Consider the following 26,988-nt stretch of genomic DNA (forward strand, 5'->3'; position numbering starts at 1 on the left):
GGCGTGTCGCGTCTGTTTGGAGTCACCAAAAGCCTGGAGGAGATTGTCGCCCATTTCGCGGTCGACATCGCGCCGGCGCTTGAGGTGCCTAGCGAAACTGTCGATGGCACCCCGGGGCTGATCGTCCTTGAGAAGGACGGATTGCGGCTGTTGAAGTCGGTCCCATGGGGTTTTCCGCGACAGACACGCGACATGCGGCGTGAAGGCGAGCCACCGAGCCGCATCGGCCTCGTTGCGGATCTTACCAATCCACTCTGGGACCGCATCGTCGTTGATCCAAAATATCGCTGTCTGATCCCGCTCAAGCATTTTGCGAACCCCGATGGTGCCAAAGGCGAGAAAACCCGATCATGGTTTTCGAAGAACCGCCAGCCTTTGATGGCCTGGGCTGGGTTTGCCAAGAACACCCCAGACTTCGGCCCTGTGTTCGCCGGCATGACCATGACCGCAAACGAGAAGATCAGGCCTTTCAACGATCGCATGCCCGTTTTGCTCGAGCGGCAAGAATACGACCGCTGGCTTCATGGTTCGATCGAAGATGTCATCGCCTTCCAGTTTCGCGAGCCGCCGTCAGTCGATGACTTCGAAATCCTGCATAGCCACGACCGCTGGCAAAGCGGCGTTTCACCCTCCAAGGCTTCACCCCGTCGGGACAACATGCTTATGTAGCCAAGGTTTCGTGTCGAAAGGTCTGCCATATGTGCAACTTGTACACCGTCCGTCTTTCCGCCGCGGAAGTGGCCGCACACTTCCGCGTGCCGAACCCGATGCAATCGAACGCCCCCGAGGAAGTCTATCCGGGCACGCCCGGGATGGTGGTAACGGAGAACGACGGCGTTCGCGAGCTCCGCTCGATGATCTGGGGTTTTCCGCTGCGCCTGAAAGGCATGAAGCCGGAAGCCAAGCCAAAGCCTGTCAACAACATCGCCGACCTGGCGAAAGGCATGTGGATTGGCTTGGCGCGTAAACCGCAGTGGCGTTGCCTGATCCCCGTGACGGGTTTTGCTGAAGCCGAGGGTGAGAAGGGCAGGATGACCCGCACCTGGTTTGCCCTGAAAGACCAGCCGGTCTTCGCCTGGGCAGGGCTGTGGCGGATCAGCGACGAGTGGGGTCCCGTCTATTCCGGCGTCATGACGGACGCCAATGAGGCGATCCAACCCGTGCACAACCGGATGCCTGTCCTGTTACTTGCCGACGAATACGAACAATGGCTTCACGGGAGCTTCGATGAGGCGCTGGCATTCCAGAAACGGACATTGCCGCCTGAACTGGTGACGATGGAGCGGACCAGCGAGCTGTGGGCGAAAAAGAAGTCTGCACCCGAGGCACCGCTGCTGCTTTGACGCCGGTCTATTTTCCGAGGTTAGCGAACCACTCGGCATAGGGCGTGTTCTTCGCCATGTGCCGATTATAATCCGGTGCGCCATCTTCCCACCAGGGCGCACCGCGCTCGCCGAGAGCAACCTTGGCATCATCGACCAGATGTCGGGCCTTTGCCATCGCATCGGGGTCGCCCTTGGCGTCGCGAACAGCCCTTCTTGCGGACATCAAATCCTTGACCAGTCTATTCCGTGTGGCTTCGTCAAGCGCGGGATCGCTCTTGCGCCACAACCGCCCGCGGACGACGAAATATCGCCCATCAGACGTCTCAGGATATCGGTCCGACATTCTCCTAGCGCCCGCCTTTGATCGCCCGGTCTAACATCCGCTCTGTTTCCAGATTGGATGCCAGCGAAAGCATGTGGCCGTCGGCAATATCCACCAGTGCGCCGGCGATTTCGGTCTCTCCCCAACCGGCCATCACCGCTTGCTCGGCTAACTGTCTGAATGCGTCGGCAATTGCTTCCTGACAGTTCAGAAAGTGATCGGGATGCTCGGAAAGGGTTCTCGGACCGGGAATGTACTCCATTCCTAATGTAATAGAGTCGGCTGAGACGCGTTCAAGGTCGGTTGGCACCAATCTGAAACTTTTCGACGTCTTGTGGGTTTCCGCTGTGCAACCATTGGGAGATCATCATGTCGAAGCGCGAACTCATCGATACTGGCACCGACAAACGCTACGTCCGTCGCGACGAAGACGGTAAGTTCAAGGAATCTGTCGACGTCGGCCGATCCCTCTCGGCTGACAAGCGCCATCAGGCGAAGAGCGATGCCAAGCCCGGGGAGGGCGACAAGGGCGACCACAAGTCCAAGTGAAAATCGCCACCTACAACGTCAATGGCGTAAACGGTCGTCTCGAAGTCCTGCTTCGTTGGCTGGACGAGGCGAAGCCGGACGTTGTCGTTCTGCAGGAGCTGAAGGCGCCGGATGCGAAGTTTCCCGCGAAAGCTATCGAAGCCGCCGGTTATGGTGCGGTCTGGCATGGCCAGAAATCCTGGAATGGCGTCGCCATCCTGGCGCGAGGACAGGAGCCGCGCCTGACGCGCAAAGGTCTTCCGGGGGAGCCGGAGGACGAGCAGAGCCGCTTTATCGAAGCCATCGTGGACGGGGTGGTGATTGGCGGCCTCTATCTCCCAAACGGCAATCCCTATCCTGGCCCGAAGTTCGACTACAAGCTCCGTTGGTTTCAGCGTCTACACGACTATGCCGCCGAGTTGCTGGAGCTTGAAGTGCCTGTCGTGCTCGTGGGTGACTATAACGTCATGCCGACGGAGTTGGATGTCTATAAGCCGGAGCGTTGGACTGACGACGCGCTGTTCCGCACCGAAGTCCGGGAAGCCTATTGAAATCTTGTCTCTCAGGGCTGGACGGATGCGCTACGTGAGATGCATCCGGGAGAGCGCATTTACTCGTTTTGGGGACTATTTCCGAAATGCCTATGGGCGCGACGCGGGTTTGAGGCTCGACCATTTCCTGCTCAGTCCCGACCTTGCCGAGCGATTGAAAAAAGCTGAGGTCGACAAGCATGTGCGCGGCTGGGAGCACACCAGCGATCACGCGCCGGTGTGGATCGAACTGTCCTACAAGCAGATCAAACGGAGGAAGCGAAATGAGCAATGACTGGCGCGACGAATTTCGGAGCGGTTTAGCGAACTTGGTCGATCAAGCGGTTGTTTCCGGAGCCAAGCAAGCCGATGTCTTTAAAGCCGCGATCGACGAAATAGAGCGTTTGCGGATTGCGAATGATCGCGATCCCGATCCTGCAGACGATGTGTCGGAAAACGCCATCGAATAGCCAGCAAATGACTGGCCGGCGGCGAGTAGCTGAGTACGTCTGCAGTGCATAACTTCCCTTTGCAACCCCTTCCTTTAATGGCCGGGTGGGCGGTTCAATTTGGTTCAAGGCGCCCATTTCAGTCACAGGTTGCTACTATGGGGCCGCGAATACGGACTTATAGGACGACGAGTCGAGCGATGAAATAAGGCAGTTTTGCCCGAAAGACGAGGCAAAGCGCTTGCCATTGTAAACGGCGGTATGACGATAGCCATCGCGCTAGAACTACCGATCGGATCTCTAGTTGGCAATGCGCTGGGGTGGCGGGTCACCTTCCTCGGCGTTGCTATACTCTCGTTAATCGCGGTGGTCGGTTTGATTGTGGGGCTTGATCGGTCGGCCGGAGTAGGGCTTCCGGTACCAAGTCTCTCCGGCAGGATCGCGGTTGCTAAACGGCCTTCAGTTCTGGCTGGGGTCTCAGTGACGCTTTTTTGGGCGATCGGTTTGTACACCATGTGGACATACATCGCCCCCTACCTGTCGTCGGTCGCAAACTTCGGCCCCAATGGTATTAGCTTTGTCGTCTGTCTGTTGGGAATCGGGTCGGCTGTCGGTGTGTTTGGTGGCGGTGTCCTTACTGACAAATACGGCGCGAAGGCCGTCATGGCCATTAGCCTTATTATTCTCGCAGCCGCCTTCATCGGCCTGTCTCTCACTGCCTTCTTGCTGACACCGTCGCAAGCCGTTGCCCCGATCGTAATTTCCGTCGCCGTATGGGGCGTAGCTGCCTGGGGCTTCCTGCCAGCCCAGATATCGAACCTCATTCACAGCGGCGGGCAGGGCTCCGCTCCGGTCGTTCTCTCGCTAAACGTCTCATTTATGTACAGCGGCTTCGCGATCGGAAGCGCGATCGGTTCCCTCATTCTCGCTCAAGGACATATTGGTCAAGTTGGCATCGCCGCAGCGCTCGCCGAATTGATCAGCATAGCACTTCTTTTTGGCTTCGTTGCTAAACAAGCCTCAATTTCTAAAACTCCCTGACAGTGACGAGCGACGAGGATCGAATCCTACAATCGCGGAAGTGCTCTAGATCCGAAGATGTTCGTAAGGCCCTAAAGCCGCACTCTCCAATCGAGCGCAGTGGCTTTGGGGGCGAGGTCCTTGGAAGTTTCCGACTTCGGGTCCGATCACGCGATGAGCCATCCATACCGGAGGGCTGTCGTTGCCAACTGCGCAAAGGGTCAAAAATGTCCAACGGTTCTTCACATTTCGGCGGTCGCATCGCTATCGCAGGCGCGACTGGTCGAATTGGCTCCGCCCTGCTCTCGAGCCTCGCCAACGACAATGCTGATGTGGTGGCGTTTTCCCGCAACCCATCCGCGGACCGCTTGCCTAGCGGCCTAGTGCCGACCGTTGTCGATTTCGACGCGCCAGGTTCACTATCCCGGGCCGTCGAAGGGGTGGAGAGACTGTTCATCGCCCACGGAACGTCCGCAAGGCAGGTGGAAAACGAAATCTCGCTGATAGACGCTGCTGTCGCGGCTGGCGTCCGGCATATCGTTAAAGTCTCGGTCATGGGGCCCCCCGTCAAACTGCATCCATTCGACTGGCATATGAAAATTGAGGCGCACCTCGCCACATGTGATGTGGGCTACACCGTACTTCGCCCTTCCGCATTCGTTGATATCCTGAGCCGCGCAACCGTACCCGTCTCGGAAAGTTCTTGGGGCGGAGCGGCCGGAGAAGGCCGTGTCAATCTGATCGATACTCGCGACATCGCAGATGCGGCGCGGGTGGCGCTCCTCGACAATCGGTTTGCTAAGGCCCAACGAGCCTACCATCTTACAGGCCCGGCTTCAGTCAGCATGCCGGAAGTTGCCGCTGAACTATCGAGACAGTTAGGCTATGATGTCACGTATCATCATCGCTCTCCATCAGAGCAGCGCGATGTACTGATCCGGTCTGGAACGAGCGAGATGGTTGCCGATCTGCTCGTGGGGCTCGATCGCCTTTTCGAGCAGTCGGTTCAGGCCGAGACTACAACCACAGTCGCCGAACTGACCGGAAAAACTCCCCGGTCCGTTGCCGCCTGGCTGGCCGACAACATTTCCGCTTTTCGGAGAAGCCCTTCCCAGGGATGACCTCGAAAGACGCGTTCGACTTCATACTTACGCTCTTTCTGCAATTTCTCCGGAAGAAATTGGCTTTCGCTGCATAAGGATCTCTTGCTCCTGTCAGGGCGTAATCCCGGGTTTAACTCAATCAATCCGAGAAGCGATAGCCGCGTCTTTCGGTTTTCAGCAAGCATCTTTAGGATCGGAGATCGATCATGGACGAAAACGCCACAGCAACGAAACTACAGTGGGAGCTTTTCATCAAGAAGCGTGCCAGCGCCACCCAGGGAGTGCCGCCGGGAAAGGAAGACCTCACTTGGGTCGCAAACACGGTGACACTGCTTTGGGGCGAGCATGACGCCGTCTTGGTGGATACCCTCCTTAGCGATGCCCAGAACGAAGAGCTGGCAGACTGGATCGAGACCAAAGGTCGCAAATTGCGCACGATCTATCTGACGCACGCACATCCGGACCACATTTTCGGCCTCACGCTTCTTCTCAAGCGTTTCCCAGATGCCACGGCTCTCGCAACTCCAAACGTTGTAGACGCCATGAGAAAGACGCTGTCCTCCGAAGTTGTCGAGACCAACTGGAAGGTTCGATTCCCGGGTCTGGTCCCGGAGCATCTCACTGTCGCGCAGGTCTTGGACGGAGCGAGCTTCGAGCTCGAAGGCAATGAACTTCGCGTTGTTGAGATGGGACACACGGATACGGACGACACGACGGGTCTCTACGTTCCGTCTCTCGAACTCCTAGTTGCGGGCGACGTAGTGTACAACGAAGCACACGCTTTTCTTGTCGAAACCGACGCGGCAGGACGACAGGCATGGCTGGCGGCGCTGGACATGGTCGAAGCACTGCACCCCAAGATCGTTATCGTGGGGCACGGCCCACTCAACCCGGATAACAGCCCGGTGCACATCGAGGCAACACGCCGCTACATCCAGGCGTTCGATCGCCTCGACCGCGAGACAACGACCGCCGAAGAGCTTTACGAAAAAATGCTGAGCATCTACCCAAACAGGATCAACCCAGGGTCGTTATGGGGAAGTGCGCACGTCGCGAAGGGCCAACGCTAGTCACGGTCAGAAAGCCTAAACCCGGTCCGCGATGGCGGCCGGGTTTAGTGCGTGCTTTGCTTCTGCTGAAAGGCAAACCTGAGCATTGCGCCACGAGTGCCATCGACAACGTGAAACACGATGCCACGCGGACGAGCCTTACCAAAGGCCTGTGACTTTCGATTAGGATTTGATGTTCCGCTCGCAGCCGAAGATGGCTCTTCCAAATATTTCAGCGACACCCTGGCTACCGCTCTATGGACTGGGGTTTTGCAATACCTCTTCGCTCCTCATGAGATGAGCGATTCAGCATCTCATGATTGATTTCGTGCCGGGTCACAACATGGCCCGGCACTAGGATTCTTAGTTGGCCGTGGCAGCGTCTTCGATCACCTTAGCCACTCGGTCGGGATGAGATACCATCAACGTGGGATGCGCCCTTGACTTCGGCCGTCTCCTTGGCTCTTGCCCGCGTCGCCACCCATTTCATTACCTCAGGAGGAATGTTCTTGTCGGCGGAGCCGAAGACAGACCACGACGGGATGTTTTTCCAGCCAGCGTTCGTCGCGGCCTCACCGAGTGCTTGCGCGCGCAATCCTTATCGGCGTAGTCATTCTGCAGATCTGGAAGCAAATGCCGTTCGCCCTTCTCATTCTTACAGGTGCCGTTCAGGCAATCGGCGACGACATTCTCAATGCGGCTCGCGATTTAGGTGCCGGTGCATGGTCCCGTTTCCGAAAGATATGAATAGCGATCTAAATCCGTTCGGCATCTGATGTTCCGCATCCCAGGTGTAAACGCCGGTAAGGTTGATGTGTTCCCATCCGCGAGCGCCATATCTCGAAGGGGCCGACTGCGGTCATTGAGCATCGCTTTCAGAGCAGCAATATCGTCGTGGCTCGCGTTGCAAGCGGAAGCACCGGCGGTGTACAGCGGTTCAAGGCAGGGCTGCACGGAGCTTCTCACGAACAGGCGGTCATGATCGCCTATGTTCAGGCAGGCAGCATTCTCGATTGGACCCGCAGGGTGGATCTGCAACCCATCTCCACAGCCCACCAGTTCGGTTTTCGGAGCCAACCCGTCGGTTATCGGATCCTTATGCCACCCGAACCGCTGTTGTGCTGCTCCTGATTGAGGTCTGTATCGGGAGCCGATCTGCTCGGCGGCGTTGCGTCAAGCGCCATGGAAGGAACTTCCCAGATCGGCTCGATGTCCGCCAACGCGGGTTTACCGGGTACACCCTTGGACACCAAATTCAGCTTCAGCGGATCAGCGGTCGTATCAACAATGAGCCGATAGCGCGGCTTTTGGGCGTCTTTTCCAAAGAGGATCGTCTCTGCTCGCTCTAGTGCATCGGATCGATCCGTTCCCTGCGGCAACTCAACACCGTAGCCCGAGCCGCGACTTGTCATTGCTATCCCGAGAAACGCGAAGAGCGGAATCGGATTGATTTTTTCGCTCAGGTCCACAAGCGGGGTCACCTTTGGCGGGGTTCCGAGCGACTGAGCTATGGCGTACGACACGGCCATAGCCGGCGCGATCAAACAAGGTTGAACCACATTGTCGCCACCCTCGCCCTTCTCATTGATGAGCAGGTAGTAACCAAGTTGAGGGGTATCGGCCAAAGTTCTGAGCTGAACGAAGTTCTCATGATTGCGAGGAAAACCCTTCGTCGGCGCTTGCTCTGACTTGTTAGTTAGGCCCACTAAAAACCGCCTGGGACGTGTCCCGGACTGTTCTGAAATCTTGACCTGAAGCCGAGCAACTTTGATGAGTGGGTTGCTCGCTTCTCCGGATCGGACGATCAGCCCAACGTCGGCCCCTGTATGTTTCTCGTTGCAGTCAGTTGAAGTATCGTAGAAATATATGGCTGGACCCACTTTGCCCGTACCACCCAGGCTGCAAAGCGACGAATAGCTGCGGGCACTCATGATCATGGAGTTGAGGAGTGCGCCTGTCGCCCGTTCCTCATGGCTGCAGAACGGCAGAAAATCTTCCAGAAAAGCGCCTTCCGCCTCGATAAGGCTCCAGAAAAACGCATGATCGCGAAACGTGGAAAATGTTTGGACCTTGGCAAGGCGATCCCCCAATAGCTGCCATCCATTCGGTCCAAACTGAGACTTCGGGTCGTCGAACGGCGAATGCTCTCGAAAAGTGTGCTTCAATAGATCCAAGAAGGGTCCGGCGGGCACAAGATCCTTGTCACGCCTCATTGCCCCAAAGCCAAGGCGCTTTTGGTTCAAGGTTTCCAAAAGGGTTTCGGCATTTTCCTTAAGAACCTTTTCTATACGCGCAATACGGCTCGCGACTGGGAGGTCTTTGAGCCCTAAGAACACCGACTGCTGATAAACCAACATCACAAATCTCGCTGAATACGACTATGACGTGCCTACAGGAAAGACGTTTCCAAATGGTGGGTAGGCGCGTCCCATTGCGTCGGTATTCACCACGGGACGATTTAGAATCGAACCCGCGAGAAGCGGTTGACTGTTTCCGTGTGAGTTTGATCCGTTTTTCCGTGATCCACTTACGCCGGATAAAATTGTTGTCGGAAAATTCGCTACACCGGATCTGGTGGGCTAACGCGGAATGGAAAAATGGGCTAAATCCTGATGAAACTCAACACGCGTGGCATTAGAATGGCACTGCGTAGAAACCGAGAGCTTCTTCAAGTTCGGCCTGCTCGTAATCGAAGTGTGAGCGAACGATCCTGGACAGAAGCGTGAATGTTTCCTGCGTGCGGGCGGAGGTGTCGGGTCCCGGCTGAGTCAACAAATCGGACACGTTCGTTGCGAGAGATTCCAGCAGCTCGTGGATTACCAAGTGCTCTTCGGTAAGGCGGGCGATGACCCGTTTCAGGCCATCGCCGCCATTTGCATAGATGACCGGGAAAATTTCGTTATCCTCGGACATATGGTGGAAATCGAGAAACTGGCACTCCCGCCCACAGAGGTTGCCGAACTGTCTGTAGTTGCTCATCAACTGCATTGAGTTGATTTGGGTCGCCAACTCGCCGACTTGGCTCTCCCCAGCCACGACACGCTCCATCATCGCTTCGGTCTCGTCGAGAGCAGCGAGATGCATGCCATGGATCATCGCCAATTTTCTACCCGCCATACGATGAGCCGGCGTGGCTCCCGGAATTGGCGGTGCCTTGGGGCGTGTACTCTCGTCAAAAATGTCAAAAACGTTCATCAGTTGCGCTTCAAAGGTTCGCCAAAATTGATCGCTCAATTATGCCGGGAATGACGGGTTAGACATCTCGGCACCAAGCGTTTCAACTGATCTGGCCCTGATATCCTACGAGAAGCGAGCCGCCCACTTGGAAGCATGGACGCAGCGATCCGGGTTCTAGAGCGCGTATCTACTACCACGCAGCGCATTGCGACTATCGTAAGACAAACCCACGATCGTATAACGAGTACTCATCAAGAATTAGCACCACTTAATCTCGCCCAACTCGTCCAAAAGACATGTGACCTTGTGGTGAGCGATATGCGAGATTTAGGCATCATACTGACGCTGGACTGCGATCAGAGCGAGCCTACCGTTATGGGGAACTTCGTCGATCTTCAAGGAAGCTATATCGATCCTACTCGCGACAGCACCGCACGCCGCTATTGCCCTCGACAATGCAAAGCTCTTCGCCGAGCTGGAGAAGGAAAAAGCCGATCTAGCGGAAAGCGAGCGCGAGTTTCGCATGGCGAACGACACGATGCCGTCCATGACGTGGAGTGCAGACGCCAACGGGGCGAACGAGTGGTTCAACAAGGAGTGGTACGAGTACACTGGGCTTACGCATGAACAAGCCAGTAACGGCGGATGGAAGTATGTCTTCCATCCAGATGACCGGGCGGAATCGGCGGCCACCTGGCATCGCATCATCACCAAGCGCGAGATGAGTGGCCTCGAGGCAAGGTTGCGTCGGCATGACGGTGAGTATCGATGGTTTATAGTCAGAGCGCAGCCCCACTGTGATGCCACCGGACGTATCGTCAGGTGCTACGGTGCGGAGAGCGACATCGACGACCTCAAGAGGGCAGAGATCCTTCTGGCAGGAGAAAAACGTTCATTTGAGATGATGACGACCGAGCAGCCGCTCACAGAGATCCTGGATTCACTCTGCCAGACGCTGTCCGTCCTTACAGACGCTTCTTTCGTCACGATCATGCTGCAGGACGAAGATCGGCGCACATTGCAGCCGGGAGGGGGGCATAACCTCCCGGAAGGTTTCAGCGACGCCGTAGGTGGAATTCCCGTCGGGCCGGATTTCGGCTCCTGTGGAACCGCAGCCTTTCGGCAGGAGCCAGTTTGGATCGACGATGTCGATACAGATCCGCGATGGGACTGTGCGCGCGATCTAGTCAACCATTTCGGTTTCAAGGCCTGCTGGTCCACTCCCATCATATCCGGACGCGGATCTGTGTTTGGCACAATCGCCATTTACTCAAACACCATTCGCTCCATAGGAGATCGCGAGCGCAAGGCTATCGATCGCTTCAGCCAGCTGGCGAGCTTCGTCCTCGAACGCAAGATTTCCGAGGATGCGTTAAAGAGGAGCGAGGCCATGCTTGCGGAAGGACAGCGTATCTCGCACACGGGTAGTTGGGCCTGGAACGTGGCAACCGATAAGCTGGAATGGTCGGAAGAACACGGCAACATTTTCGGCTACAATGTCTCGGACGTCGGGGGAGACCTCAAGAATATGCTTGAGAGAATGCTGCCCGAGGAGGCGGCCTTCGTGAGTGAAACGATGCGGAGAGCGGTCACCGAGAAGAGGGATCTGGAGTTCGAATATCAAGCGACGCTTCCCAGCGGGAATGTCATCCAACTGCTCTGCACCGGGCGCGCGTCGACAGGAGAGTTGGGCGAGGTAACGGGATATGTTGGAACGACCATGGACATCACCGAACGCAAAAGGGTGGTCTCAGAACTCCTCAAGAGTGCTGCGCATCTCAGGGAAGTGCAGGCGGAGCTGGCACATGTTGCGCGTGCGACTACGATGGGCGAGCTGGCCGCCTCAATCGCGCACGAAGTCAATCAGCCGCTAACGGGCATCGTTGCCAGCGGTGGCGCTGCGTTGCGCTGGTTGTCCAGGGCGACACCAGATGTGATCAGAGCCAGAGAAAGCCTCAAGAACGTCATAGACGACGGCAGGCGCGCAAGCGAAATCGTCACCAGAATCCGCAAGATGTATAGGAAGGAAATGTCCACCGTCGAGCCAATTGGGATGGCCGAGCTCATCGGCGACGTCATTTCGCTGACACGCGGCGAGCTCCAGAAAACAAAAGTCACGCTCAAGCTCGATATCCCCGATGATCTCCCGGCAATCCCCGTTGATCGCGTCCAACTTCAACAGGTTTTCGTGAACCTAATTCTGAACGCTATCGAGTCTATGCGTGAAACATCTGACCGCGGCTCCGCGCTTACCATCGACATCAAGCAGGACGAGGAATTGGTCACGATCGGGGTCTGTGACAATGGACCGGGTATCGCCGAGGACCGCGTCGAAAGCGTATTCCGTCCGTTCGAAACCAGCAAGGCGAATGGGATGGGCATGGGCCTGTCGATCTGCCGCACCATTGTCGAAAACCACGGAGGGCAGATCCGGCTCGTGCAGGGCGTTGTGCCGGGCTGCCGTTTCGAATTTACATTGCCAATCGAGTTGGCCAACAACTAAAGTCGCATCGCGCACCCGCTTACAACCCGCGGCGGGAATTGATAGCAACCGTCGTTCTTGATATCTTCTTAAAATGGCATTTGCTTATCGCTCTTGCCAAATATGCTCTCCGTTTGTTTGTCCTAAACTGGGCTGGGGAGACGCGTTTGGTGCTGAGTATCACCGCGATATGTCTTTCCCGAGAAATGCATTGTATAAGCTGGGACACATGCGCCGGGCTCGCCGAGTGATCTCTATCGCGTCTTTTCGGTCAGATGACGCAGGCCTTTCGGCAATTCGAGGCTTATAAATTGCGTCCTGCGTACCTTTTTCCACGTAGAAAATGAAGTGGTGGATGACAAGAAAGTTGGAAAGGGTCTTGAGGCCGAAGGCTTCAGGCGGTCGAGATGGATGGGGAGATCGTCCAGTGAGACCGCGTTTTGGTTCCCAAAGGCATCGGCTCACGAGCGTTGAAGCGGCCCAAATCTAACATTGACTGAAATCACCGATAGTCTGAAAGCCGCTGCTTTCTACCCGCGTTGTTCCATAAATACTATTATGCGATGTGTTATAACGTATTAAGACGATTAGATTACGGAGGCCGCCATTCGAGCATTCACGCCGCTGTTGATATCAACCCCAATAGTCCGGGGACACGCGGACCAAAGCAATGAAAGGCCCGCGCAAGCGCCTGTTGACAGAGTATCTCGCCCGGCCGAAAAGGTATCGGCTGTAAAGGAGATGATCGATGGCTGAAGAGAATATCACCGCCCCTGCTGTTGCCGTGGGCGTAGCGGCGCCGGTGGAGACACCCGCTGTAAAGAAAACGCGGGCACCTCGCCAGAAGAAGGGTGTTGCCGCGCCGGCGGTCGTCCCGTCGCAAGCTGCTGCTGCACCGGTTGAGTCCGTGAAGGTTGCCAGCGGCCGTGGCAGGAAGGCCAAAGCGGTCGTTGCAAAGCCCGAGGTTGCAGCCAAAGCCACCAGAGCCAAGCGCACGCCCAAGGCTCTTCAGCCGCAAACGGCCCCTGTCGCAGCGCTTGATGAGATTGAAGATCTGATCAAGCTGGAAGAAGAAAATCAGCGCCTTCGCAAGTTGCTTGCGGAAAAGCTCCGCAACGAAAATGCCGATCTGCGCAAGCGGCTCGATCGCGTCTGACGCGAAGAGTACTGCGTTCTGCCTTTTGACAGCGGCACGCATACCGATCCAAGAAACTTGGCAAGCGGGATCTGCAAGGATCTCGCAGCGCTATTGCGCATTCAGTCAGGGGGTAAAGAACTATGAAGTCACCATGGCGATTTCTCGCGGACCTGGCGTCGCGCCCTAAAACGCAAGTGTCACCGTTGGTTCCCCCCGCTCTGGAGAAACCGGCCGAGGACCAGGCAGGTGATCAGAACGTAGCGCCGTCGCTGTCGGCAACGATAGCGGAGCCGACTGATCATCTGCTCGCAACGACAGACAGCGCTGCCGCTTCGCCGGTTACGTCATCATCGGTGGCCGGTACTGTAGTCGAAGCGAGCGAAGTCAACTCCCGTTTAACGTCGGAGCCAACGGTTGACAACGTTGACCCGGAAGTCGCGATCGAGCGACCAGATCCAACTCCGGTGACAATAGCACCGGCAAACCTTGGCGAAGCGGAAGCACTGTCGAGCCCTGGCAAAAATCGCTCGAAGCGTATAAAGCCCGGTTCGGTTCAAGTCGTGACGCAGTCTCGATCCAAGCCGAGCGATGACCCACGGGCCGTATCTCCTCCGCCGCAGCCTCTGACATTTCTTGAGGAGGTTGTGGTTCTCGACAAAGAAATCGTGGCGCTGAAGGCCGGCCTGGCGCTCAAGCTGAAGCTGCAGAACGCTCAACTAAAAAAGATGCTCGAGCGCTTTGATATTCGCTAGCCTGCCGGTCAGGCTGTTATGATTGGAATGACATGAAGACCCCGCAGAGAAATTTCGTTGTCGAGATCAAGTCGAAGGGCCGCCGATCGGCAGTCCGGCAGGGATCCATCTGGGGCAGCACAGATCTGAAGGTATTTGCCCTTCAGGCAGCCAGCGTGGCGCCGCAGCTGTTAGAGGACGGGCAGCAAGCTGAATCGACGGTCGAAGACATTATCGTAGCACCTGCTGTAGAAAATGCGCCAGTCGAAGAGCCGGTTCTCGCGCCGGTGGCCCGGACTTCCGATGCCATCGTCGCGACTTCCGTTTCTACGGTAGAAGAGCGGTCAGAGCCTCAAGATCTGCCCGCTGTCGAAGTCGTTGCAAAAGCCGTGGTCGCGAAAGGAAAGCCCTCTCGATCGGGATTGATCGGCCGTCAGTCGACAACTATGCGCAAAGGCGGCGATAAGGTCGGAATTTCCGTATCTTCCCTCTTGGCTCCGAGTGAAGCTCCCATTGATGAATTACCCGCTCTCGAAGCCGAAAATCTGCTATTGAAGACGCTTTTGGCTGATCGCCTTCGCCAACAGAATCTGCAGCTTCGAATGATGTTGCGCCGCTTCGGCGCTGAGTGAACCCGGCAGCATATCCTCGGGTTGACGCGTTTTGACTAGCTCGTTGTTGGGAAACTTTTTCTGTGGTGCGATAGCCTAATTGCTTCGTCGAACCGCTGTTCCTAAACGGGCGGCCGCGTGAGCAGCCAGGTTCAACCATCGTCCTTCATGGCGGCACGCAGCGCATCGTTGATACGCTCCTGCCAGCCTGGACCCTCCGCCTGAAAATAGGCGAGTACCTCGCTGTCGAGTTTCAGGGAGACCTGCTCCTTGACATTCGGCAGCGCTCGCCGTTCGACAGCAGGGGGCGGTGCCACCTTCTTTGCCGGCTTGAATAAGGCCTCCGCGGCGTCGAGCGGATTGGCGGGGCGGCGTGGTGTTCGTGTCATGCTTGACTCCAATGGCTTGGTCTACCTGCGGTGAAGATGTGGCCTCATCATCTGGCCTCCGACGAAGGAGGCCCAAATGTCGCCCAGTTTCGGCTCGCTCGAAAAGGACTGGGTCGCCTGATATGCCTCGCGTTCGCGATGGTCATGCCATAAGCAAACGGTGTCGGGAACCCCCTATGCCGATTGTCCTGATGTCGAAGCAGCCGGACCGCGCTCCGCCAGGTTCAACAAGTTTCCGAATGCCAGCATTGTTCGCTCTCACCTCCTCCATGACATGGCCTATCGTCGAGCGGTTTGCAAACACATGAGTGGGCGTGCAGGCCCCTCCCTTTCGTCTGTGAAGGACATCTGCGACCGGGCTGAATGCCTGCCTTGTGCGCGGCGGAACGTCCAACTCTGTTCGAATTCGGTTGCGGCTGGTCGGCTTCCGATCGGAAGCATGCCAATCCCGCTTTCTGTGATGGTGTCCTAGACCAAAGCCGGGCCTTCCACGATCAACCCGCAAGGGGGTCCGCTAGCAAGCTGCGGCCGCTTGGCTATGCCGGCGCGGTGATCGCGACCGTCTCTGGTCTTTTTGAGGAACCATCAGCGGGAATTGGCCCGCTCCCTTATGGAGCCTCGCACATGTCGCACGATCTTTCCCTCGCACAGTCCCACGCCTTCCAACTCTCCCGCGACCTGATGGTCCCGGTTACCGTCTTCGAGGTCGACGGTGAATACGGCGTGCTTCCCTCTGACGAGATCGACGCCGACGATGACCTTTCGGTCATCCATGAATTCAATCCCTGGCCGGCTCACTGAGCCGGCAATTGCCGTGCCGCTGGCGACCTGTCGGCGGCAAGGGAAGCTTCGCCGCGGGCGGTGCAACCTTGCACGTTGCTTCCCGCGCCCTTGCCCCCTCTGCTCTTCGCGGCGGCCGGAAGATGTCCCCCGTTTATGCGGGGAGTTAAATTAAGGAGCGATCGCAGGCGATCGGGAGAATCATGAAAAGAGAAGAAATCGAGAAAATACGCGAAGCGGTGAGTTGCGCTGCCGTCCTCGAGCAGGCTGGATTTGCGGTCGATATCAAAGAGAGCACGCGCCGGGCAGTGAAGTTTCGCAAAGGAGCGGAAATCATCATCGTCACTCATGAAGGCCGTGGGTGGTTTGATCCTTTGAGCGAAGATAAAGGTGACATTTTCGCCCTTGTCGCTCTGCTCGAACAGTTGGCGTTTTCGGACGCCGTCGACCGTGTCGGCGCTCTCATCGGTTACAAAGCTGAGACTATCCTCTGGAAGAAGCCCTCGTCCAAGGTCGAGCCTGCGGACATTCTGACACGATGGCAAGCCCGCCGTCTTCCAAACACAGGATCCGGTGCTTGGCGGTATCTTTGCTGGACGCGAGCGGTCCCGGCCTCCATCCTGCGCTCGGCAATCAATCAAGGGATCGTACGAGAAGGGCCATTCGGCAGCATGTGGGCCGGCCACACCGATGGCGCCGGGCTGCTGGTCGGATGGGAAGAACGCGGACCCGACTGGCGCGGCTTCTCCACAGGGGGCAGCAAAATCCTGTTTCGCTTGGGTGCGAGGGATGCTCTTCGTCTCTGCGTGACGGAGGCGGCGGTCGACGCAATGAGCCTGGCTGCGATCGAAGATCTGCAGGACGGAAGTCTTTACCTCAGTACCGGTGGCGGATGGTCGCCCAGAACCGAGGCCGCGCTGGTCGACCTTCTCGCTTGCCCCGGCACTCACCTGGTCTGTGCCACCGATGCCAATAGCCAAGGCGATGCTTTCGCTCGTCGTCTTCAGGCACTGGCCGCGCAGGTCGATCGTCCTTCGGTCCGTCTCCGGCCGCCGGCGGAGGATTGGAATGAAGTCCTGCAGGAGAGAAGGAGAGAAAAATTGAAGAGCGAGGGAAGAGAGAGGCGTGCCGCATCGCCACCGACCGCATCAAGGGAAGCTTCGCCCGGCTAAAGCCGGCCCTTGACACGGCCGGTTCGGGATGCCGGCGGCCCGGAAGGTGTGATGAGGGACTGAACGAGGGTGATGGAGTGGCCACACCCAAGTCCCCAAACCCTGAAGGAGCCAGAGATGAACACCCCTGCCCCTATCTCCAAGATTTTCGAAGGCGTCGCAACGCGCCCGCAAATGTTTCGCTTGTTCGACCGCCATAACCAGCGCCCCAACCCATGGCAGACTGATGCTGCCCCTCTCTATAGCGGCGAGTGGTTCGAGATTGACGAGGCTCTCTACGACTACATGCTCGATATACTGCCGCCATTGTGGATGCGCGGACCGATCTTCGCGCTGCGCGAATTCCTGACCGACTCGGTCACAAGCATCTTCTTCGCGCTGCGGATCGACGGCCAAGTCAGGTACTTTCACGGTTACTGCGACCTCTCCAATCACAACTCGGTCGAGGAGATGCGAGCAGCGCTCTTCGAGCGCGAAACACAGCCGGTGCGCACCATGACCCGCGAAGAACGTCTCGAGCATATCTGGAGCAGCACCGCCGATGCCTATCGAGGCTATGCCGGCGATCGCTTTCCACTGGCGATGCAGGGAAGGCGCACGGTCATGCTGTGGAGTGGCACCGACGGCACGCTCCTGAAGCTGCTGGACGATCTCACCGATGATGAGATCGCCGCAAAACTCCCCGTTCACATGCGGCATCTGCCTGACATCGCGGCCTAGGCGTCGCCACCCCATCGAATCTTCCAAGCGCTTCCAGCCCGCTATCGCGGCGGGCGAGCGATGGCGCGCATCCAAAAAGGAACACTCCCGATGAGCAACGATCCATTCACGCTCGACATGTTCGGCAGCTCTACACTGTCTTCTGGTCTCGGCCTCGGCGTTACCGCCTTTGGCGGTTTCGACGCCACAGCAGCCAATGACGATGAACCGGATCCCACGCCGCCGCCCCTCGCCCCGGCGTTGCCGGCCGCGGTGGCCCCGACGGGCCGGCGGGGACAGCGCCAGAATTTCTATCTAGATGGCGACCGCGACCTCGGCGCTTCGTGGAAGGACCGGGCTCGTGCCAATGTCGCGGCGATCCTGGTCGCCGACTGCATCGCGAAGCAGGAGAGGCCCGCAACGCCTGCGGAGCAGGCCCAGCTGATCCGCTTTACGGGCTTCGGCGCCGGAGAGCTTGCCAATGGCATGTTCCGCCGGCCGGGCGAGGTCGATTTCCGCGACGGATGGGACGCCCTTGGCTCTTCACTCGAAAGCTCCGTCTCGGAGGCCGACTACGCCTCGCTGGCCCGCTGCACCCAGTATGCCCATTTCACACCGGAGTTCATCATCCGTGCGATCTGGGCCGGGATCCAGCGTCTTGGCTGGCGAGGTGGTCGCGTGCTTGAGCCGGGTATCGGAACCGGCCTATTTCCCGCGCTGATGCCGGAGGATTTCCGCGACAGCGCCTATGTCACCGGGATTGAGCTAGATCCGGTCACATCGCGCATCGTTCGTCTGCTGCAGCCGCGGTCTCGCATCATCGAGGGCGACTTCGCCCGCACGGATCTGGCGCCGATCTACGATCTCGCCATCGGCAACCCGCCCTTCTCCGACCGCACTGTCCGCTCGGACCGCGCCTACCGATCGCTGGCCTTGCGCCTGCACGACTATTTCATTGCCCGCTCGATCGATCTTTTGAAGCCGGGCGCTCTGGCCGCCTTCGTCACCTCGCATGGGACGATGGACAAAGCCGACATCACCGCGCGTGAGCATATCGCCAAATCCGCCGATCTGATCGCGGCGATCCGCCTGCCCGAAGGCAGCTTCCGCCGTGACGCCGGCACCGAGGTCGTCGTCGACATCCTGTTCTTCCGCAAACGCAAGGTGGGAGAGCCGGAAGGCGATCAGACCTGGCTAGATGTTGATCAGGTGCAAGCCGCCGCCGGCGACGAGGGTGCGATCCGCGTGAACCGCTGGTTCGCTCGCCATCCTCGTTTTGTGCTCGGCACCCATGCGCTCGCCTCCGGCCCGTTCGGCGAGACCTATACGTGCCGGCCATGCGTCGGTGTAGATCTCGAAGGTGCCCTCGCCGCGGCGATCGATCTCCTTCCGACCGGCCTCTATGACGGCGAGCCCACTCCCGTTGATATCGATCTGGAAGACGAGCTCGCAGAGATCGTCGATCTCAGGCCCAAGGACAGCCCGGTTCGCGAAGGCAGCTTCTTCATCGACAGGGCCAAGGGGCTGATGCAGCTGCTCGATGGTGCGGCGGTGCCCGTGAGCGTCCGCAAGGGCCGCACCGGTGAAGGGATTCCTGAGAAGCATATGCGGATCATCTCGAAGCTAATCCCGATCCGCGATGCTGTTCGCGAGGTGCTGAAGGCGCAAGAGACAGACAGGCCGTGGCGCGATTTGCAGGTGCATCTGCGTCTCGCATGGTCGGCATTCGTGCGCGACTTCGGTCCGATCAACCACACGACCGTTTCGGTCCAGGAGGATCCGGAGACCGGCGAAGTGAAGGAGACGCATCGCCAGCCGAACCTCTTACCCTTCCGCGACGATCCCGATTGCTGGCTCGTCGCCTTGATCGAGGATTATGATCTGGAGACCGACACGGCGAAGCCGGGTCCGATCTTCGCCACCCGTGTAATCGCTCCGCCGATGTCGCCTGTCATCACCAATGCGGCTGATGCGCTGGCCGTCGTACTCAACGAGCGTGGCCATGTCGATCTCGAACATATCGCCGAGCTCCTGCATTGCGGTATCTCCACAGTCATCGATGAGCTCGGTGACACGGTGTTTCAGGATCCGACTGATGGTTCCTGGCAGACTGCCGATGCCTATCTCTCCGGATCGGTCCGCACCAAGCTTGCGGCCGCACAGGCAGCGGCGGAGCTTGATCCGGTCTACGAGCGCAATGTCCGTTCCCTTCAGGAGGTCCAGCCGGCCGATCTGCGGCCGTCGGATATCACGGCACGTCTCGGCGCCCCTTGGATCCCGGCGGCCGACGTTGTTGCCTTCGTCAAGGAAAGGATGGAGGCCGACATCCGGATCCATCACATGCCGGAACTTGGCTCCTGGACGGTGGAGGCGCGGCAACTCGGCTATTCCGCCGCCGGCACATCCAAATGGGGCACGAGCCGCCGGCATGCCGGCGAGCTGCTCGCCGATGCGCTCAACAGCCGCGTCCCGCAGATCTTCGACGTCATCAAAGACTGCGATGGCGAGCGGCGGGTGCTCAATGTCGTCGACACAGAGGCGGCGCGCGACAAGCTGCAGAGGATGAAACAAGCGTTTCAGGACTGGGTCTGGACCGACCCCAATCGCACAGACCGCTTGGCGCGGGACTATAATGACCGCTTCAACAATATCGCTCCGCGCAAATTCGACGGCTCTCATCTCAAACTTCCCGGCGCCTCTGGCGCCTTTGTTCTTTATGGGCACCAGAAGCGCGGCATCTGGCGGATTATCGCCGATGGCTCGACCTACCTCGCCCACGCCGTCGGCGCCGGCAAGACGATGACGATGGCCGCCGCGATTATGGAACAGCGCCGGCTCGGGCTGATCGCCAAGGCGATGCTGGTCGTGCCCGGTCATTGCCTGGCCCAGGCCGCGCGCGAGTTCCTGGCGCTCTATCCGAACGCCCGCATTCTCGCCGCCGACGAAACGAACTTCACCAAGGACAAGCGCGCGAGGCTCCTATCACGGGCGGCCACCGCCACCTGGGATGCGATCATCATCACCCATCCCGCGTTTCGGTTCATCGCCGTGCCGTCGGCCTTCGAACAGCAGATGATCCAGGACGAATTGCAGCTCTACGAGGAGCTGCTGACCAAGGTCGATAGCGAGGACCGCGTTTCGCGCAAGCGGCTCGAGCGGTTGAAGGAAGGATTGAAGGAACGGCTCGAAGGGCTCGCGACCCGCAAGGACGATCTGCTGACTATCTCGGAGATTGGCGTCGACCAGATCGTCGTCGACGAGGCGCAGGAGTTTCGCAAGCTCTCCTTCGCCACCAACATGTCGACGCTGAAGGGCATCGATCCGAATGGCTCGCAGCGGGCCTGGGATCTTTATGTGAAGTCTCGCTATATCGAGACGAAGAACCCGGGCCGGGCGCTGGTGCTTGCTTCGGGCACGCCAATCACCAATACGCTGGGCGAAATGTTCTCGATCCAGCGCCTGCTCGGCCATGCGGCGCTTTCCGAGCGCGGACTGCACGAGTTCGATGCCTGGGCATCGTGCTTCGGCGATACGACAACCGAACTCGAAATCCAGCCATCGGGCAAATACAAGCCGGTCAGCCGCCTTGCCTCCTTCGTGAATGTGCCTGAATTGATCGCCATGTTCCGCTCGTTTGCCGACGTGGTCATGCCGGATGACCTTCGGCAGTATGTGAGGGTGCCCGAGATCTCGACTGGCCGGCGGCAGATCCTGACCGCCAAGCCGACGGCGCTGTTCAAGACCTACCAGCAGACCCTCGGCAGCAGGATCAAGTTGATCGAACAACGCGAGGGTCCGGCCAAACCCGGCGACGACATCCTGTTGTCCGTCATCACCGACGGCCGCCACGCGGCGATCGACTTGCGCTTCGTTGTGCCGGCGGCTGGCAATGAGGAAGACAACAAGCTCAATCTGCTGGTTCTCAATGCGCACCGGATCTGGAAGGAAACCGGCAAGGCAATCTATCGCCGCCCTGACGGCAAGGACTTCGATCTGCCGGGGGCCGCGCAGATGATCTTCTCCGATCTCGGCACGATCAATGTCGAGAAGACCCGGGGCTTCTCGGCCTACCGGTTCATCCGCGACGAGCTGATCCGGCTCGGCGTGCCCGCGGCGGAAATCGCCTTCATGCAGGACTACAAGAAGACCGAAGCCAAGCAACGGCTGTTCGGTGATATCAGGGCTGGCAAGGTGCGTTTCCTGATCGGGTCCTCCGAAACAATGGGCACCGGCGTGAATGCCCAGCTCCGGCTGAAAGCGCTCCACCACCTCGATGTCCCGTGGCTGCCATCGCAGATCGAACAGCGTGAGGGACGCATCGTTCGCCAGGGAAACCAGCATGACGAGGTCGATATCTTCGCCTATGCAACCGAGGGAAGTCTCGACGCTTCCATGTGGCAGAACAACGAACGCAAGGCGCGGTTTATCGCCGCTGCCCTTTCAGGCGACACGTCGATCCGCAGGCTCGAAGATGTCGGCGAAGGTGCTGCTAGCCAGTTCGCCATGGCCAAGGCCATCGCGTCCGGCGACGAACGGCTGATGCAGAAGGCTGGGCTGGAGGCCGACATCGCCCGTCTCGAACGGCTCCGGGCCGCGCATGAGGACGATCAGTACGCTATCCGCAGGCAGATGCGAGACGCGGAGCGTGAGATCGAAGTCTCAACCCGGCGCATCGGTGAGATCGGCCAGGACATCGAGCGGCTCCAGCCCACGTCAGGCGATGCCTTTACCATGACGGTGCTGGGTGAGGACTATACCGAGCGCAAAGAGGCCGGACGCGCACTGATGAAGGAGATCCTCACACTTCTGCAGCTGCAACAAGAGGGTGAGGTTCATCTGGCGACGATCGGCGGGTTTGATCTTGTCTATGAGGGCGAGCGGATCGGCAAGGGTGATGGCTATCGCCACGAGACCGTGATCCGGCGCACCGGCGCCGACTACGAGATCGAGCTTGCCATCACTGTCACCCCTCTCGGCGCGATATCACGGTTGGAGCATGGGCTTGATGGGTTCGAGGAGGAACAGCGCCGCTATCGCCAGCGCCTGGACGACGCCGAGCACCGCCTGACGTCCTATCGATCCCGCACGGGCGGAACCTTCCAGTTCGCCGATGAGCTCTCCGAGAAGCGCCGACTTCTCCGTGGGATCGAAGACGAATTGGCGACCGCCGCCGTCGAGGACGCCGCGCAGGAGGCCGCTTAAATGTCCGGCCGGAACCGGAGGCCGTCAGGTCCCGCCTGGTTCCGGTCGTGCTCGCCTGCGCGCGAGGCGGTCGCGTTGCTCCGCCTCCTGCAGCGCGAGCCTTTCGAGGTAGCGCTCGCGGATCTGCTTCATATCGATCTCGCCGCGAACCCATTCGTCGAGAAGCGCGACGAAGGCTGGATCTTCATCGATGGGCACGCCATGGGCCTTCGCCCTGTCTATGGCCCGCTGCGGGATGAATTTCCGGGTGGTGGGGTCCGTACTCATCTTGCCTCGACTTGGAAGTGATCGGACGGGCGGCGACATCTATCAGGGGGTCGCTTGCGCCGCGACTTGAAATCTGACGCTTTCAACAATATCTGAGCATCACTTCCCGTTTCGATGATGTCCTGCCGCCGGCAACCGCCGGGGCTTTCGACAGCGTCCGGGATCAAAGAGAAGGGCGCTCCCCTCACGGGTCGAGCGCCCTTTTCGCTTCCGACACCTTGACCGGTGCTCGAGCGCGATGAGATCTAAAGAAAAAACATTGCGGGAACCCATGCCTTTTTATCTTGTAACCCAAACCTCTCTGATTGAAGCCGACGACGAGCAGGCCGCTGCTCAAACTGCGGTCGACCAGATCCGATCCGGGAGCAAAGTCGCCGTCACTGTTAAGTCCGACGAAACGACCGTCTCGCACATCGTCGTTCCTGCGAAGCAGGCTATTTCTATCGTAGCTCCGGTTGCTCATCCTGATGCCAGTGGGCAGATTCCGGCCACTTCCCCTGCCCCATTGTCCGTCGCCGAGACCGATCGAAAGGCGACGTTGAAGAGGATAATGGCCGATGCGTTCTCGCTTCTGAAGCGGCGCGTCTAAGTCTTTGAATCGGGCCACGTCTATATGCGGTTCTGGCGGTCGATAATGAACCTACGCGCCATTTGGCCAGGTAGTCGCCGCAAAATATAGTAGAGAATGGTGAAGTAAGGGAAGTGGAAATGGAACCGGTCGCAGATCGGTCCTCCGCCGCCGCTTTCGCTCAACCGCCGCCTGCGCGATCCCGGCCGGTTGTCCTTCGCAGGGCAGATGCCCCGCTCGTCCTGCCCAGCAGGGATGCTCGGCCGCAGTTGCGGCAGTCCGGCCGACCCCGCGGTCCTGGAGGTGTCTTCGAGAAGAATGAAGACAGGAAAGGCTGGCAAGGCGCCGGTTCGCAAATCTCCCGAAAGGACAGTCCCATGCAGATCAAGACGATCGATCCCCGCGCTCTGAAGGAAAACCCCGACCGCATGCGTCAGACGAAATCATCGCCGCAGGCCGATGCGCTGATGCTGGCGACGATCAAGGCCGTCGGTATCGTCCAGCCGCCGATCGTTGCGCCCGAAGCGGATGGTGGCAATGGCTACATCATCGATGCCGGCCATCGCCGGGTGCGCCTCGCGATCGCCGCGGGCCTCGAGGAAATCGAGATCTTGGTGGCGGATGCGGCAAACGACAATGGGGCCATGCGCTCGATGGTCGAAAACAGTGTGCGCGAAGCGCTGAACCCGGTCGACCAATGGCGCGGTATCGAGCGGCTGGTCGCACTCGGCTGGACCGAAGAAGCGATCGCCGTCGCGCTGGCACTTCCCGTTCGCCAGATTCGCAAGCTGCGGCTGCTTGCAAACGTCCTGCCGGCGATGCTGGAACAGATGGCACTGGGCGACATGCCGTCCGAGCAACAGCTTCGTATCATCGCAGCCGCCGGCGAAGGCGAGCAGAAGGAGGTCTGGAAGGCCAATAAGCCGAAGAAGGGCGACACTGCAGTTTGGTGGACGATCGCCAATGCGCTGACCAAGAAGCGCATGTACGCCAAGGATGCGAGTTTCGGCGACGATCTGCGCGAGGCCTACGGCATCGAGTGGGCAGAGGATCTGTTCGCACCGGCTGATCAGGACAGCCGCTACACAACCAACGTTGAGGGCTTTCTCGGCGCCCAGCATGAATGGATGACCAACAATCTGCCGAAGCGCGGCGCGATCGTCGAGGTCAACAACTGGGGCCAACCGGAGCTGCCGAAGAAGGCCAGCCAAGTCTACGGCAAGCCCTCGAAATCCGATCAAGCCGGCCTCTATCTCGATCGCGACGGCAAGGTTCAGACTGTTCACTATCGCATGCCCGAAGCGGACAACCCGAAAAGCAGCGGTGCGATTGGTGCCGACGGTGTCGTCGACAGTGATACCGGGTCGACACCGAAGGCGCGTCCTGACGTCACGCAGAAGGGTCAGGATATGATTGGCGACTTCCGCACCGACGCCCTGCACGATGCCCTCGGTCGTGCTCCAATCGAAGACGACATGCTGATGGCACTGCTTGTGCTGGCGTTCGCCGGCCAGAATGTTCGCGTCGACTCCGGTGCAGAAGGTGGTCTCTATGGCGGAGCGCGCTTCGGCCGCCATGCGGCTCGTCTCGTTACTGAGGACGGCAGGCTGTCCTTCGACATGGATACGGTTCGCGTCGCCGCGCGAGCGGCCCTGATCGATGTGCTCTCGTGCCGGCGCGGCATGTCGAACAGCGGCGTCGTGTCGCGTATCGCCGGCGAGGCAATCGGCGCGGACAGGTACCTGCCGAACATGGGCAGGGAGGAGTTCCTCGCATCCCTGTCGCGTCAGGCGCTTGAAAGCGTTGCCAAGGATGCCGGTCTCGAGCCGCGAGCACGCGTTCGCGAGACCCGCTCGGCTCTTGTCACCCACTTCGAAGGCGATGCGAACCTCGTCCATGCATCTGGTCTGTTTGCGCCGGAGCAAACAGAGGTTCTCGCCCTCCTCAAGCACCTTGATCACGACACCGGCCAGCAAGACGAAGTCGAAACAGAGGAGGCGGTTTCTGATGGCGCGCATGTGGAGGTCGACGCCTCCGATGTAGTCGGCTCCGATGAGGAGCCCGGCACCCTCGACGATCACGAAACGACTTACGGTATCGCGGCCGAATAATTGTACCAACCCTTCCAGATTTTCAAAACCGCCGCCGGTCATCCCGGCGGCGGTTTGCTTTTCAGGACCCTCAAACACGGAGCCCGGCCATGAACGGACCCACAATTCCTACCGCCACAGATCCAGTGTCCATGTCCCCAGCCACCGATGGAGTCGAATTCGGGGTTGGCGCCGACGGATTTCCCGTCGCGCGCATCGGCGAAGTCCTCCTCGGTATGATTTCCAACGAAGGCGGCGCCTTCTTTCTGGCCAGTGTTTGGCGCATCACCAAACCGCTCGCTGAGGTGCGACATCACCATTTCTATGGCCATGATGGTCGCGTTGCGGACGAAGCTGCCTTCCGTCTGAGGGCGATCGAAACCGCGGAGCACATGCAGGAACTTTCAGCCTTGGCTCGCGTCCAGACACGCATGTCTGCCAGCACGCCATGGGGCGGCTCACAGCTGGCGACGGTCTATGCCGAGGGAATAGTTAGCCACTCGACCTCAGGGCATGGGGGCTTTCATCTATCACCTGTCAGAAATCGTCAGGTCGATGCATCGGTTCGAAGGGCGGGCGGTTGGTACGAGGAAGATTGCGAATGGGCGATCGTCGCCTTGACGTTCCCGGATATCTTCACAGGCTACGAGCGCCGATGTGCTGACGAGGCTGCTCGCAACAGCTTTCCGGACTATTGGGAGAAGCTTCGCGGCCGTCTGCTCATTGTCGGCGAATCCTGGTCGAAGGATCGAACGGAGTTCGAGCGCGTACATGCCGACGACTGGGTCGTCATCTCTGCGATCATCTCCACTCAGCATTTTGGCATGACCGAGGTCGTGGCCACCAAAGGCGGCAATCGCGATTTCCAAATTGAGGAACGCCGTTTTCTCGTCAGTCATGACGAGTACGGCGGACGCGGGCGTTTTGGATTTGTCATCGATCTCGCGCGCCACGCCGCTTATGACGGTCCGTCGAGTTTCGTGGGTTGGAGCACGAGGGCGGCATGATGGCACCGGCAATGTCACCCGAAAGCCAGCTCTCTCGCATGGAAGACGCTCGCCGTCAGACCCAGAGGCAGCTCGAACTCATTGACAGGCAGATTACCCGCCGGATGACGGCAATCTTGCCGCAGCTTGCGCGGCGCCAGACCGGATACCATCGCGGTAAGGCGTCGGATGGCCGCACCTTGCTGGAGCGCTATCGCGTCAACCGTGCCGGGCTCACCGCAGAGCGTCAGCCGGAGGCCGAAGCGCTATCGAGGAAGCTTGCTCGACAGGACGCGGCGATAGCCGCGCTGCGCGATCGCTTGTCTTCTGCCGGCCCACACGCGAGCCAGGAGGGCTGATGAGATGGCGA

General features: G+C 59.0%; 26 protein-coding genes and 2 pseudogenes. 21 read left to right on the plus strand and 7 right to left on the minus strand.

All coding sequences use genetic code 11. From position 1 onward, the window contains the following. Nucleotides 1-3 precede the first annotated feature (3 nt). Both ASC90_RS05275 and ASC90_RS05280 read left to right on the plus strand, forming a co-directional pair. Nucleotides 4-669 carry an SOS response-associated peptidase family protein gene (locus ASC90_RS05275; protein WP_056536371.1) on the plus strand — a complete coding sequence of 222 codons (666 nt, stop codon included), beginning with the start codon at nucleotides 4-6 and terminating at the stop codon, nucleotides 667-669. 29 nt (nucleotides 670-698) lie between these two features. Continuing rightward, nucleotides 699-1,343 carry an SOS response-associated peptidase family protein gene (locus tag ASC90_RS05280; RefSeq protein WP_082519817.1) on the plus strand — a complete coding sequence of 215 codons (645 nt, stop codon included), beginning with the start codon at nucleotides 699-701 and terminating at the stop codon, nucleotides 1,341-1,343. Between the two features lie 7 nt (nucleotides 1,344-1,350). Here ASC90_RS05280 and ASC90_RS30365 read toward each other — a convergent pair whose 3' ends face one another. Beyond that, nucleotides 1,351-1,548, minus strand: a complete 198-nt coding sequence (locus tag ASC90_RS30365; RefSeq protein ID WP_348270862.1) for a hypothetical protein — start codon at nucleotides 1,546-1,548, stop codon at nucleotides 1,351-1,353. 124 nt (nucleotides 1,549-1,672) lie between these two features. Next, complete coding sequence (locus tag ASC90_RS05290) at nucleotides 1,673-1,960, minus strand: hypothetical protein (protein WP_156392842.1); 288 nt, start codon at nucleotides 1,958-1,960, stop codon at nucleotides 1,673-1,675. A 56-nt stretch (nucleotides 1,961-2,016) separates the two neighbouring features. Here ASC90_RS05290 and ASC90_RS05295 point away from each other — a divergent pair, with 56 nt between their 5' ends. From ASC90_RS05295 to ASC90_RS05320, 6 genes and pseudogenes are all read left to right on the plus strand, one after another. Next, nucleotides 2,017-2,196: a hypothetical protein gene (locus tag ASC90_RS05295; RefSeq protein WP_006310245.1), complete on the plus strand. Its 180-nt coding sequence runs from the start codon at nucleotides 2,017-2,019 to the stop codon at nucleotides 2,194-2,196. Then, a pseudogene (gene xth, locus ASC90_RS05300) lies at nucleotides 2,193-3,000 on the plus strand (exodeoxyribonuclease III). Before ASC90_RS05295 ends, xth begins: the two are co-directional and overlap by 4 nt. After that, nucleotides 2,990-3,175: a hypothetical protein gene (locus ASC90_RS05305; protein WP_056536380.1), complete on the plus strand. Its 186-nt coding sequence runs from the start codon at nucleotides 2,990-2,992 to the stop codon at nucleotides 3,173-3,175. Before xth ends, ASC90_RS05305 begins: the two are co-directional and overlap by 11 nt. A gap of 195 nt (nucleotides 3,176-3,370) precedes the next feature. Further along, nucleotides 3,371-4,195 (plus strand): MFS transporter, encoded by an 825-nt coding sequence (locus tag ASC90_RS05310; RefSeq protein WP_162246956.1) that lies wholly within the window; start codon nucleotides 3,371-3,373, stop codon nucleotides 4,193-4,195. Between the two features lie 206 nt (nucleotides 4,196-4,401). Beyond that, nucleotides 4,402-5,295, plus strand: a complete 894-nt coding sequence (locus tag ASC90_RS05315) for an NAD(P)H-binding protein (RefSeq protein ID WP_056536384.1) — start codon at nucleotides 4,402-4,404, stop codon at nucleotides 5,293-5,295. A 188-nt stretch (nucleotides 5,296-5,483) separates the two neighbouring features. After that, a complete protein-coding gene (locus ASC90_RS05320; protein WP_082519818.1) occupies nucleotides 5,484-6,347 on the plus strand; it encodes an MBL fold metallo-hydrolase in 864 nt (287 codons plus the stop codon). 342 nt (nucleotides 6,348-6,689) lie between these two features. On the opposite strand, the pseudogene ASC90_RS29640 reads toward ASC90_RS05320, so the two are convergent. Then, nucleotides 6,690-6,912, minus strand: a pseudogene (locus tag ASC90_RS29640) (alpha/beta hydrolase); the annotation flags it as partial. 47 nt (nucleotides 6,913-6,959) lie between these two features. Between ASC90_RS29640 and ASC90_RS27750 the strand changes: the two are divergent. Beyond that, nucleotides 6,960-7,073: a hypothetical protein gene (locus tag ASC90_RS27750; protein WP_082519819.1), complete on the plus strand. Its 114-nt coding sequence runs from the start codon at nucleotides 6,960-6,962 to the stop codon at nucleotides 7,071-7,073. Nucleotides 7,074-7,411: 338 nt separating this feature from the next. Here the strand turns inward: ASC90_RS27750 and ASC90_RS05325 are convergent, their stop codons facing one another. Further along, on the minus strand, nucleotides 7,412-8,683 hold the full coding sequence (locus tag ASC90_RS05325) for a hypothetical protein (RefSeq protein ID WP_056536387.1): 1,272 nt from the start codon (nucleotides 8,681-8,683) through the stop codon (nucleotides 7,412-7,414). A 277-nt stretch (nucleotides 8,684-8,960) separates the two neighbouring features. Then, entirely contained in the window at nucleotides 8,961-9,560 is a 600-nt protein-coding gene (locus ASC90_RS05330; RefSeq protein WP_244480306.1) for a hemerythrin domain-containing protein, read from the minus strand. A 418-nt stretch (nucleotides 9,561-9,978) separates the two neighbouring features. Here ASC90_RS05330 and ASC90_RS05335 point away from each other — a divergent pair, with 418 nt between their 5' ends. From ASC90_RS05335 to ASC90_RS05350, 4 genes are all read left to right on the plus strand, one after another. Then, nucleotides 9,979-12,006: a PAS domain S-box protein gene (locus ASC90_RS05335; RefSeq protein WP_280138310.1), complete on the plus strand. Its 2,028-nt coding sequence runs from the start codon at nucleotides 9,979-9,981 to the stop codon at nucleotides 12,004-12,006. Between the two features lie 727 nt (nucleotides 12,007-12,733). Then, entirely contained in the window at nucleotides 12,734-13,141 is a 408-nt protein-coding gene (locus ASC90_RS05340) for a hypothetical protein (protein ID WP_056536396.1), read from the plus strand. 185 nt (nucleotides 13,142-13,326) lie between these two features. Further along, nucleotides 13,327-13,875, plus strand: a complete 549-nt coding sequence (locus ASC90_RS05345) for a hypothetical protein (protein ID WP_056536399.1) — start codon at nucleotides 13,327-13,329, stop codon at nucleotides 13,873-13,875. Nucleotides 13,876-13,907: 32 nt separating this feature from the next. After that, complete coding sequence (locus ASC90_RS05350; RefSeq protein ID WP_056536402.1) at nucleotides 13,908-14,486, plus strand: hypothetical protein; 579 nt, start codon at nucleotides 13,908-13,910, stop codon at nucleotides 14,484-14,486. Nucleotides 14,487-14,617: 131 nt separating this feature from the next. On the opposite strand, the gene ASC90_RS05355 is transcribed toward ASC90_RS05350, so the two are convergent. Then, complete coding sequence (locus ASC90_RS05355) at nucleotides 14,618-14,854, minus strand: BrnA antitoxin family protein (protein WP_056536405.1); 237 nt, start codon at nucleotides 14,852-14,854, stop codon at nucleotides 14,618-14,620. A 624-nt stretch (nucleotides 14,855-15,478) separates the two neighbouring features. Between ASC90_RS05355 and ASC90_RS29220 the strand changes: the two genes are divergently transcribed. The 4 genes from ASC90_RS29220 (at nucleotide 15,479) to ASC90_RS05375 (ending at nucleotide 22,707) form a co-directional block, all read left to right on the plus strand. After that, a complete protein-coding gene (locus tag ASC90_RS29220; protein WP_056536629.1) occupies nucleotides 15,479-15,655 on the plus strand; it encodes a hypothetical protein in 177 nt (58 codons plus the stop codon). 182 nt (nucleotides 15,656-15,837) lie between these two features. Beyond that, the gene (locus ASC90_RS05365; RefSeq protein WP_056536408.1) at nucleotides 15,838-16,806 is read left to right on the plus strand and encodes a DUF3991 and toprim domain-containing protein; all 969 of its coding nucleotides are present in this window, start codon (nucleotides 15,838-15,840) and stop codon (nucleotides 16,804-16,806) included. A gap of 117 nt (nucleotides 16,807-16,923) precedes the next feature. After that, complete coding sequence (locus ASC90_RS05370; RefSeq protein ID WP_056536411.1) at nucleotides 16,924-17,526, plus strand: DUF1419 domain-containing protein; 603 nt, start codon at nucleotides 16,924-16,926, stop codon at nucleotides 17,524-17,526. A gap of 90 nt (nucleotides 17,527-17,616) precedes the next feature. Then, nucleotides 17,617-22,707, plus strand: a complete 5,091-nt coding sequence (locus ASC90_RS05375) for a DEAD/DEAH box helicase family protein (RefSeq protein ID WP_056536414.1) — start codon at nucleotides 17,617-17,619, stop codon at nucleotides 22,705-22,707. 24 nt (nucleotides 22,708-22,731) lie between these two features. Here ASC90_RS05375 and ASC90_RS27760 read toward each other — a convergent pair whose 3' ends face one another. Beyond that, nucleotides 22,732-22,974, minus strand: a complete 243-nt coding sequence (locus tag ASC90_RS27760) for a hypothetical protein (protein WP_082519821.1) — start codon at nucleotides 22,972-22,974, stop codon at nucleotides 22,732-22,734. A gap of 238 nt (nucleotides 22,975-23,212) precedes the next feature. Here ASC90_RS27760 and ASC90_RS05385 point away from each other — a divergent pair, with 238 nt between their 5' ends. The 4 genes from ASC90_RS05385 (at nucleotide 23,213) to ASC90_RS05400 (ending at nucleotide 26,977) form a co-directional block, all read left to right on the plus strand. Then, a complete protein-coding gene (locus tag ASC90_RS05385; RefSeq protein ID WP_244480307.1) occupies nucleotides 23,213-23,563 on the plus strand; it encodes a hypothetical protein in 351 nt (116 codons plus the stop codon). Between the two features lie 356 nt (nucleotides 23,564-23,919). Continuing rightward, a complete protein-coding gene (locus tag ASC90_RS05390) occupies nucleotides 23,920-25,653 on the plus strand; it encodes a ParB/RepB/Spo0J family partition protein (protein ID WP_056536632.1) in 1,734 nt (577 codons plus the stop codon). A gap of 89 nt (nucleotides 25,654-25,742) precedes the next feature. Further along, nucleotides 25,743-26,639: a hypothetical protein gene (locus tag ASC90_RS05395; RefSeq protein ID WP_056536423.1), complete on the plus strand. Its 897-nt coding sequence runs from the start codon at nucleotides 25,743-25,745 to the stop codon at nucleotides 26,637-26,639. Then, nucleotides 26,636-26,977: a hypothetical protein gene (locus tag ASC90_RS05400; RefSeq protein WP_244480308.1), complete on the plus strand. Its 342-nt coding sequence runs from the start codon at nucleotides 26,636-26,638 to the stop codon at nucleotides 26,975-26,977. The genes ASC90_RS05395 and ASC90_RS05400 overlap by 4 nt, the downstream gene beginning before the upstream one ends. Nucleotides 26,978-26,988 lie beyond the last annotated feature (11 nt).

The organism is Rhizobium sp. Root1220 (genome assembly GCF_001426265.1).
Lineage (GTDB): Bacteria > Pseudomonadota > Alphaproteobacteria > Rhizobiales > Rhizobiaceae > Rhizobium.

Coding starts and splice junctions, on each gene's coding strand:
- ASC90_RS05280 (WP_082519817.1), top strand. CDS start 699: ATGTGCAACTTGTACACCGTCCGTCTTTCCGCCGCGGAAGTGGCCGCA.
- ASC90_RS30365 (WP_348270862.1), bottom strand. CDS start 1,548: ATGTCCGCAAGAAGGGCTGTTCGCGACGCCAAGGGCGACCCCGATGCG.
- ASC90_RS05295 (WP_006310245.1), top strand. CDS start 2,017: ATGTCGAAGCGCGAACTCATCGATACTGGCACCGACAAACGCTACGTC.
- ASC90_RS05305 (WP_056536380.1), top strand. CDS start 2,990: ATGAGCAATGACTGGCGCGACGAATTTCGGAGCGGTTTAGCGAACTTG.
- ASC90_RS05315 (WP_056536384.1), top strand. CDS start 4,402: ATGTCCAACGGTTCTTCACATTTCGGCGGTCGCATCGCTATCGCAGGC.
- ASC90_RS05320 (WP_082519818.1), top strand. CDS start 5,484: ATGGACGAAAACGCCACAGCAACGAAACTACAGTGGGAGCTTTTCATC.
- ASC90_RS27750 (WP_082519819.1), top strand. CDS start 6,960: ATGCCGTTCGCCCTTCTCATTCTTACAGGTGCCGTTCAGGCAATCGGC.
- ASC90_RS05325 (WP_056536387.1), bottom strand. CDS start 8,683: ATGTTGGTTTATCAGCAGTCGGTGTTCTTAGGGCTCAAAGACCTCCCA.
- ASC90_RS05340 (WP_056536396.1), top strand. CDS start 12,734: ATGGCTGAAGAGAATATCACCGCCCCTGCTGTTGCCGTGGGCGTAGCG.
- ASC90_RS05350 (WP_056536402.1), top strand. CDS start 13,908: ATGAAGACCCCGCAGAGAAATTTCGTTGTCGAGATCAAGTCGAAGGGC.
- ASC90_RS05355 (WP_056536405.1), bottom strand. CDS start 14,854: ATGACACGAACACCACGCCGCCCCGCCAATCCGCTCGACGCCGCGGAG.
- ASC90_RS29220 (WP_056536629.1), top strand. CDS start 15,479: ATGTCGCACGATCTTTCCCTCGCACAGTCCCACGCCTTCCAACTCTCC.
- ASC90_RS05365 (WP_056536408.1), top strand. CDS start 15,838: ATGAAAAGAGAAGAAATCGAGAAAATACGCGAAGCGGTGAGTTGCGCT.
- ASC90_RS05370 (WP_056536411.1), top strand. CDS start 16,924: ATGAACACCCCTGCCCCTATCTCCAAGATTTTCGAAGGCGTCGCAACG.
- ASC90_RS05375 (WP_056536414.1), top strand. CDS start 17,617: ATGAGCAACGATCCATTCACGCTCGACATGTTCGGCAGCTCTACACTG.
- ASC90_RS27760 (WP_082519821.1), bottom strand. CDS start 22,974: ATGAGTACGGACCCCACCACCCGGAAATTCATCCCGCAGCGGGCCATA.
- ASC90_RS05385 (WP_244480307.1), top strand. CDS start 23,213: ATGAGATCTAAAGAAAAAACATTGCGGGAACCCATGCCTTTTTATCTT.
- ASC90_RS05390 (WP_056536632.1), top strand. CDS start 23,920: ATGCAGATCAAGACGATCGATCCCCGCGCTCTGAAGGAAAACCCCGAC.
- ASC90_RS05395 (WP_056536423.1), top strand. CDS start 25,743: ATGAACGGACCCACAATTCCTACCGCCACAGATCCAGTGTCCATGTCC.
- ASC90_RS05400 (WP_244480308.1), top strand. CDS start 26,636: ATGATGGCACCGGCAATGTCACCCGAAAGCCAGCTCTCTCGCATGGAA.